Origin of the sequence: Enterobacter cloacae complex sp. P47BA, from assembly GCF_014930485.1 — a bacterium.
GTDB classification, from domain to species: Bacteria; Pseudomonadota; Gammaproteobacteria; order Enterobacterales; family Enterobacteriaceae; genus Enterobacter; species Enterobacter bugandensis.
Map to the genome: position 1 here is coordinate 176,848 of NZ_JADBRF010000010.1, position 8,227 is coordinate 185,074.

The 8,227-nt window shown below is 57.9% G+C and carries 7 protein-coding genes; all 7 read left to right on the forward strand.

Translation table 11 applies throughout. From position 1 onward, the window contains the following. The first annotated feature begins 151 nt into the window (after positions 1-151). The 7 genes from priA (at position 152) to rraA (ending at position 8,108) form a co-directional block, all read left to right on the forward strand. Positions 152-2,347, forward strand: a complete 2,196-nt coding sequence (priA, locus tag IM299_RS12425) for a primosomal protein N' (RefSeq protein WP_060573373.1) — start codon at positions 152-154, stop codon at positions 2,345-2,347. A gap of 119 nt (positions 2,348-2,466) precedes the next feature. Further along, positions 2,467-3,492: a DNA-binding transcriptional regulator CytR gene (gene cytR, locus IM299_RS12430; protein WP_041911797.1), complete on the forward strand. Its 1,026-nt coding sequence runs from the start codon at positions 2,467-2,469 to the stop codon at positions 3,490-3,492. A gap of 93 nt (positions 3,493-3,585) precedes the next feature. Further along, positions 3,586-4,572: a cell division protein FtsN gene (ftsN, locus tag IM299_RS12435; RefSeq protein ID WP_028014839.1), complete on the forward strand. Its 987-nt coding sequence runs from the start codon at positions 3,586-3,588 to the stop codon at positions 4,570-4,572. A 94-nt stretch (positions 4,573-4,666) separates the two neighbouring features. Beyond that, positions 4,667-5,197, forward strand: a complete 531-nt coding sequence (gene hslV / locus IM299_RS12440; protein ID WP_008501802.1) for an ATP-dependent protease subunit HslV — start codon at positions 4,667-4,669, stop codon at positions 5,195-5,197. 9 nt (positions 5,198-5,206) lie between these two features. Further along, the gene (gene hslU, locus IM299_RS12445) at positions 5,207-6,541 is read left to right on the forward strand and encodes an HslU--HslV peptidase ATPase subunit (RefSeq protein ID WP_028014840.1); all 1,335 of its coding nucleotides are present in this window, start codon (positions 5,207-5,209) and stop codon (positions 6,539-6,541) included. A gap of 62 nt (positions 6,542-6,603) precedes the next feature. After that, positions 6,604-7,530: a 1,4-dihydroxy-2-naphthoate polyprenyltransferase gene (gene menA, locus IM299_RS12450; RefSeq protein ID WP_100171285.1), complete on the forward strand. Its 927-nt coding sequence runs from the start codon at positions 6,604-6,606 to the stop codon at positions 7,528-7,530. Between the two features lie 92 nt (positions 7,531-7,622). Continuing rightward, the gene (gene rraA / locus IM299_RS12455) at positions 7,623-8,108 is read left to right on the forward strand and encodes a ribonuclease E activity regulator RraA (protein WP_014885702.1); all 486 of its coding nucleotides are present in this window, start codon (positions 7,623-7,625) and stop codon (positions 8,106-8,108) included. The last annotated feature ends 119 nt before the right edge of the window (positions 8,109-8,227 follow it).

Consider the following 8,227-nt stretch of genomic DNA (forward strand, 5'->3'; position numbering starts at 1 on the left):
CACCACGCGATGTTGAATGTAAGTTCTTTGGCGTAAAGTACACCAAAGGCGGCGAATCATACAGAATTTAACCAACGTATGCAAACTGATCCGCACGCCGCTTTTACTAATGTGTATACTAACGCGCCACTTTTCAAGTCAGGAAGATTCGATGCCCGTCGCTCACGTTGCCCTGCCCGTTCCGCTTCCCCGCACCTTTGACTACCTGCTGCCCGACAGCATGAGCGCCAAAGCGGGCTGTCGCGTGACCGTGCCGTTTGGCAAACAGCAGCGCGTGGGGATCGTCGTCTCCGTCAGCGATACAAGCGAATTGCCCCTCAATGAACTGAAATCGGTGGTTGAGGTGCTGGACAGCGAGCCGGTTTACTCCACCAGCACCTGGCGACTGCTGCTGTGGGCGGCAGATTATTATCATCACCCGATTGGCGACGTCCTGTTCCACGCCCTGCCGATCCTGCTGCGCCAGGGCAAAAGCGCCAGCCACGCCCCGATGTGGTACTGGTTTGCCACCGAACAGGGGCAGGCCGTGGACATCAACAGCCTGAAGCGTTCGCAGAAACAGCAGCAGGCGCTGGCGGCGCTGCGTCAGGGAAAAATCTGGCGGCACCAGGTCGACGAGCTTGAGGTCAGCGAAACGGCGCTACAGGCATTAAGAAAGAAAGGGTTGAGCGAGCTGGCCAGCGAAGCGCCCGCCCTTCACGACTGGCGCGACGGCTTCTCCGTCTCGGGCGATCGCCTGCGCCTGAATACCGAGCAGGCCACCGCGGTAGGCGCCATTCATAGCGCCTCGGACCGCTTTTCCGCCTGGCTGCTGGCGGGCGTGACGGGCTCCGGCAAGACCGAAGTCTATCTGAGCGTGCTGGAAAACGTGCTCGCGCAGGGTAAACAGGCGCTGGTGATGGTGCCGGAAATCGGCCTGACGCCGCAAACCATCGCCCGCTTCCGCGAGCGCTTTAACGCGCCCGTTGAGGTGCTGCACTCCGGGCTGAATGACAGCGAGCGCCTCAGCGCCTGGCTGAAAGCGAAAAACGGCGAAGCGGCGATTGTGATCGGCACCCGCTCGTCGCTGTTTACGCCGTTTAAAAACCTCGGCGTTATCGTCATCGACGAAGAGCACGACAGCTCCTATAAACAGCAGGAAGGCTGGCGCTATCACGCCCGCGATCTGGCGGTCTACCGTGCGCACAGCGAGCAAATCCCTATTATTCTCGGATCCGCCACGCCTGCGCTCGAAACGCTGCACAACGTGCGCCAGCGTAAATACCACATGCTGCGCCTGACGCGCCGCGCGGGGAATGCCCGCCCGGCCATCCAGCACGTGCTGGATCTCAAAGGCCAGCAGGTGCAGGCAGGCTTAGCGCCCGCCTTGATTTCCCGCATGCGCCAGCATTTGCAGGCGGGGAACCAGGTCATCCTGTTCCTGAACCGTCGCGGATTTGCCCCCGCCCTGCTGTGCCACGACTGCGGCTGGATTGCCGAGTGCCCGCGCTGCGACCACTACTACACCTTCCATCAGGCCCAGCGACATTTGCGCTGCCACCACTGCGACAGCCAGCGTCCGGTTCCTCGCCAGTGCCCGTCATGTGGTTCCACGCATATCGTGCCGGTCGGTCTGGGCACGGAACAGCTTGAACAGGCCCTTGGCCCCTTCTTCCCGGACGTGCCTATTTCCCGAATCGACCGGGACACCACCAGCCGCAAGGGGGCGCTGGAGCAGCAGCTGGCGGAAGTGCATCGCGGCGGCGCGCGCATCCTAATTGGCACCCAGATGCTGGCCAAAGGGCACCACTTCCCGGACGTGACGCTGGTCGCCCTGCTGGACGTCGACGGCGCGCTGTTCTCGGCAGATTTCCGCTCCGCCGAGCGCTTCGCCCAGCTTTATACCCAGGTTGCCGGGCGTGCCGGACGCGCGGGTAAACAGGGCGAGGTAGTACTGCAAACGCATCACCCTGAGCACCCGCTGCTACAGACTCTGCTGCACAAAGGTTATGACGCCTTTGCCGAGCAGGCGCTGGCCGAACGCCAGACCATGCAGCTGCCGCCGTGGACCAGCCACGTCATCATCCGCGCGGAGGATCATAACAACCAGCAGGCGCCGCTTTTCCTGCAACAGCTGAGGAATCTCCTGCAGGCCAGCCCGCTGGTGGATAACCAGCTGTGGATCCTGGGCCCGGTGCCGGCGCTGGCACCAAAACGCGGTGGACGTTTCCGCTGGCAAATTTTGCTTCAGCACCCCTCGCGTATTCGCCTGCAGCACATCGTCAGCGGCACGCTGGCGCTCATCAATACCCTGCCGGAAGCGCGTAAAGTGAAGTGGGTACTGGACGTCGATCCCATCGAAGGCTGAAGACGGATCGAAAAATTTAACGCGCCTCACACTTTTTATGAAAATTCTGTAACCGATTCCATTAACTATCTGTAAAAATGGTGATGTCCGCAGTTCGGTGTTCAGGCGAGGAGAAGACGTTGAAGTCCAGGAAAGAGGTTGCCACGGCGACCATGAAAGACGTTGCCGAGAAAGCACAAGTCTCAACGGCAACCGTGTCCCGCGCATTAATGAACCCGGATAAAGTCTCCCAGGCGACCCGTAACAAGGTTGAACAGGCGGCGCTGGAAGTGGGATATTTCCCGCAGGCGATGGGGCGGAACGTTAAGCGCAATGAATCTCGGACCATCCTGGTAATAGTGCCGGATATCTGCGATCCCTTCTTCAGCGAGATCATTCGCGGTATCGAAGTGACGGCGGCGGAGCAGGGCTATCTGGTGCTGATTGGCGACTGCGCTCACCAGAACCAGCAGGAAAAAACCTTTATCGACCTCATTATCACCAAGCAGATTGACGGCATGCTGCTGCTTGGCTCGCGCCTGCCGTTTGATGCCAGCATCGAAGAGCAGCGCAATTTACCGCCAATGGTAATGGCCAACGAATTTGCGCCAGAGCTTGAGCTGCCGACGGTCCACATTGATAACCTCACCGCCGCGTTCAACGCCGTAAACTATCTCCAGGAGCTGGGACATAAGCGGATTGGCTGCATTGCCGGGCCGGAAGAGATGCCGCTGTGCCACTACCGCCTGCAGGGCTATGTTCAGGCGCTGCGCCGTACCGGTGCGATTGTCGATCCGCACTATATTGCGCGCGGTGATTTTACCTTTGAAGCGGGCGGACAGGCGCTGGAGAAACTGCTGGCGCTGCCGGAACCACCAACGGCGGTGTTCTGCCACAGCGACGTGATGGCGCTGGGTGCGCTTTCACACGCCAAGCGCCGTGGCTTACGCGTGCCGAAAGATTTGTCGATTATCGGATTCGATAACATTTCACTTTCAGAGTTTTGCGATCCACCGCTCTCCACCGTTTCACAACCGCGCTATCAGATTGGCCGCGAAGCGATGCTGCTTCTGCTGGATCAGCTGCAGGGTCAAACGGTTAGCAGCGGCTCGCGTTTGCTGGACTGCGAGCTGATTATTCGCGGCTCTACCCAGGCATTGACTTAAAGTAAACGCCTTTCGGACACCCTTATCTGGTCAAAGCCCCGCCGCTTAAGTAACATGGCGGGCTGACGAACGAATAAATACAGCGAAACGATAGTGGCACAACGAGATTATGTACGTCGCGGCCAGCCGGCACCTTCGCGACGCAAAAAGAGCAGTTCAAAAAGCAAGCAGCGTAATCTGCCTGCGGTCTCGCCAGCAATGGTCGCTATTGCTGCGGCCGTGCTGGTGGCCTTTATTGGCGGCCTGTACTTCATCACGCACCATAAAAAAGAAGAGTCCGAGGCCCTTCAGGGCAACAAAGTGGTGGGAAATGGTCTGCCGCCGAAACCTGAAGAGCGCTGGCGCTATATTAAAGAGCTGGAAAGTCGTCAGCCCGGCGTGCGTGCGCCTACTGAGCCCTCAGCCGGTGGCGAAGTGAAGAATGCCGATCAGCTGACGGACGAGCAGCGCCAGCTGCTGGCACAGATGCAGGCCGATATGCGCCAGCAGCCGACGCAGCTGAATGAAGTGCCGTGGAATGAACAAACGCCAGCGCAGCGTCAGCAAACGTTGCAGCTGCAGCGTCAGCGCCAGGCACAAATTCAACAGCAGCAACAGCAGCAGTGGACGCAAACTCAGCCGGTACAGCAGCCGAAGGCCCAGCCATACCAGCAACCGCAGCAGCAGACGCGTACGGTGCAGTCGCAGCCTGTTCAACAGCCAAAAGCGCAGCCGCCAAAGCAAGCGGCGCAGCCGTATCAGGATCTGCTCCAGACGCCAGCGCATACCACCGCGCAGCAGCCGAAAACGCAGCAGGCCGCGCCGGTGACCAAAGAGACCGAAGCCCCGAAGCAGACGGCAGAGAAAAAAGACGAGCGCCGCTGGATGGTGCAGTGCGGTTCGTTTAAAGGTGCCGAGCAGGCGGAAACGGTGCGTGCACAGCTGGCGTTCGAAGGATTTGACTCACGCATTACCACCAATAACGGCTGGAATCGCGTGGTGATCGGCCCGGTTAAAGGCAAAGAAAACGCAGACGGCACCATTTCCCGTTTGAAAGTGGCTGGCCACACAAACTGCATTCGACTCGCCTCCGGGGGTTGAAACCCCCAAAATCCCCCCCATCTATCATTTAATTCAGCCCTGAGCACAGGCTCAGGGCTTCTGTTTCCCGAATCTGTAACCAGGGGGTCTGCTCGTGACAACAATAGTAAGTGTACGCCGTAACGGCCATGTGGTAATCGCCGGTGATGGCCAGGCCACGCTGGGTAATACCGTCATGAAAGGCAACGTGAAGAAAGTCCGTCGTCTCTACAACGACAAAGTGATCGCCGGTTTCGCAGGCGGCACGGCGGATGCCTTCACGCTGTTTGAACTGTTTGAACGCAAGCTGGAAATGCACCAGGGTCATCTGGTGAAAGCTGCCGTTGAGCTGGCAAAGGACTGGCGTACCGACCGTATGCTGCGCAAGCTCGAAGCGCTGCTGGCGGTCGCGGATGAAACCGCTTCGCTTATCATCACCGGTAACGGTGACGTGATTCAGCCGGAAAACGACCTGATTGCCATCGGCTCTGGCGGCCCTTATGCCCAGGCTGCAGCCCGCGCGCTGTTGGAAAATACCGACATGAACGCGCGTGATATCGCGGTGAAGGCGTTGGATATTGCAGGTGATATCTGCATCTATACCAACCACAACCACACCATCGAAGAATTGACCTCCAAAGCGTAAGGATCTCCCATGTCTGAAATGACCCCACGCGAAATTGTCAGCGAACTGAACAAACACATTATCGGCCAGGATAACGCCAAGCGCTCCGTGGCTATCGCGCTGCGTAACCGCTGGCGTCGTATGCAGCTTGACGAAGAGCTGCGTCACGAAGTCACCCCGAAAAACATTCTGATGATCGGCCCGACCGGCGTCGGTAAAACCGAAATCGCCCGTCGTCTGGCGAAGCTGGCGAACGCGCCGTTCATCAAAGTTGAAGCCACCAAGTTCACCGAAGTGGGCTATGTGGGTAAAGAAGTGGACTCTATCATCCGCGACCTGACCGATTCTGCGATTAAGATGGTGCGCGTCCAGGCGATTGAGAAAAACCGCTACCGCGCGGAAGAGATGGCCGAAGAGCGTATTCTCGACGTGCTGATCCCACCGGCGAAAAACAACTGGGGCCAGGCTGAACAGCAGGCTGAGCCTTCAGCCGCGCGTCAGGCGTTCCGCAAAAAACTGCGTGAAGGCCAGCTGGACGACAAAGAGATTGAGATCGACCTCGCGGCCGCGCCGATGGGCGTGGAAATCATGGCGCCTCCGGGCATGGAAGAAATGACCAGCCAGCTGCAGTCCATGTTCCAGAACCTGGGCGGCCAAAAGCAGAAAGCGCGTAAGCTGAAAATCAAAGACGCGATGAAGCTGCTGATTGAAGAAGAAGCGGCGAAGCTGGTGAATCCGGAAGAGCTGAAGCAGGACGCTATCGACGCGGTTGAGCAGCACGGTATCGTGTTTATCGACGAAATCGACAAAATTTGTAAGCGCGGCGGCAACAGCTCCGGTCCGGACGTGTCCCGCGAAGGCGTACAGCGCGATCTGCTGCCGCTGGTTGAAGGCTGCACCGTCTCTACCAAGCACGGCATGGTGAAAACGGACCACATTCTGTTTATCGCTTCCGGTGCATTCCAGGTAGCCAGCCCGTCGGATCTGATCCCCGAACTGCAGGGTCGTCTGCCTATCCGCGTTGAGCTGCAGGCGCTGACCACCGAAGATTTCGAGCGCATCCTGACGGAGCCAAACGCCTCTGCTACCGTACAGTACAAGGCGCTGATGGCGACCGAAGGCGTGAACCTCGAGTTCACCGAAGACGGTATCAAGCGTATCGCCCAGGCCGCATGGCAGGTCAACGAAACCACCGAGAACATCGGTGCGCGTCGTCTGCACACCGTGCTGGAACGTCTGGTTGAAGACATCTCATATGACGCGAGCGACCTCAACGGTCAAACCATTACCATCGACGCAGACTATGTGAGCAAACATCTGGATGCGTTAGTGGCAGATGAAGATCTGAGCCGTTTTATCCTATAATCGCGGTTACTGCATTCTCATCACTGTTAATGGGGGCTAAGGCCCCCATTTTTATTGGCTAAATTACTATGACTGATATCAGCCGTACTCAGGCGTGGCTCGAAAGTCTGCGCCCTAAAACGCTTCCTCTGGCTTTTGCCGCCATTATTGTCGGCACCGCGCTTGCCTGGTGGCAAGGGCATTTCGATCCGCTGGTGGCAGGTCTGGCGCTCATTACCGCCGGGCTGCTGCAAATCCTCTCTAACCTCGCGAACGATTATGGCGATGCGGTAAAAGGCAGCGACAAGCCTGACCGTATCGGGCCGCTGCGCGGGATGCAAAAAGGGGTGATCACCCAGGCACAGATGAAGCGTGCGCTGATTATCACCGTGGTGCTGATTTGCTTATCTGGCCTGGCGCTGGTGACGGTCGCCTCGAAAACCACCAGCGACTTCATTGGCTTCCTGGTGCTGGGTCTGCTCGCCATTATCGCGGCCATCACCTACACCGTCGGCACACGCCCTTACGGCTATATTGGCCTTGGGGATATCTCTGTGCTGGTGTTCTTCGGCTGGCTGAGCGTAATGGGGAGCTGGTACTTACAGGCGCATACGGTGATCCCTGCCCTGTTCCTCCCGGCGACCGCCTGCGGACTGCTGGCGACGGCGGTACTCAATATCAATAATCTGCGCGATATCGACAGCGATCGTGAGAACGGCAAGAACACGCTGGCGGTGCGTCTGGGGCCGGTGAATGCGCGCCGCTATCATGCCTGCCTGCTTATTGGCGCGCTGGTTTGCCTGGCGCTGTTTAACCTGATTTCCCTGCATAGTCTGTGGGGCTGGCTGTTTGTGCTTGCCGCGCCGCTGCTGGTTAAGCAGGCCCGCTTTGTGATGCGTGAACTCAGCCCGGCAGCCATGCCGCCAATGCTGGAGAGAACGGTAAAAGGCGCGCTGCTGACTAACCTGTTGTTCGTCATCGGGATTGTGTTAAGCCAGACGCTCAGTTAGCTGACAAATATCAATTAACAATTGATGATTTTGCCAACAACGCATTTCGCACGATATACTGAACACATTCGCAGCAACTGAGCGTTAAACCTATGAAATACGATACCTCCGAGCTTTGTGACATCTACCAGGAAGATGTCAACGTCGTTGAACCGCTGTTCTCCAACTTTGGTGGGCGGTCGTCGTTTGGCGGTCAAATCGTCACGGTGAAATGTTTCGAGGACAACGGGTTGCTGTACGATCTGCTCGAACAGAACGGCCGTGGCCGCGTTCTGGTGGTCGACGGCGGCGGGTCCGTGCGTCGCGCACTGATTGATGCTGAACTGGCCGGCATTGCCGTCCAGAACGAGTGGGAAGGCATCGTGGTGTACGGCTCCGTGCGTCAGGTGGACGATCTCGAAGACCTGGATATTGGAATTCAGGCCATCGCGGCCATTCCGGTAGGCGCTGCGGGTGACGGCATCGGCGAAAGCGACGTGCGCGTTAACTTCGGCGGCGTGACCTTCTTCTCAGGCGATCATCTCTACGCCGATAATACCGGCATTATCCTTTCTGAAGATCCGCTGGATATCGAGTAATAAAACCATAAGCGTGAACCATAAAAAAACCGCCAACAGCAATGTGTAATGCCGATCAGTTAAGGATCGGTTGACCGATCCAGTGGCTGTGTAAGAATCCGGAAATGTTTACCCGTTTC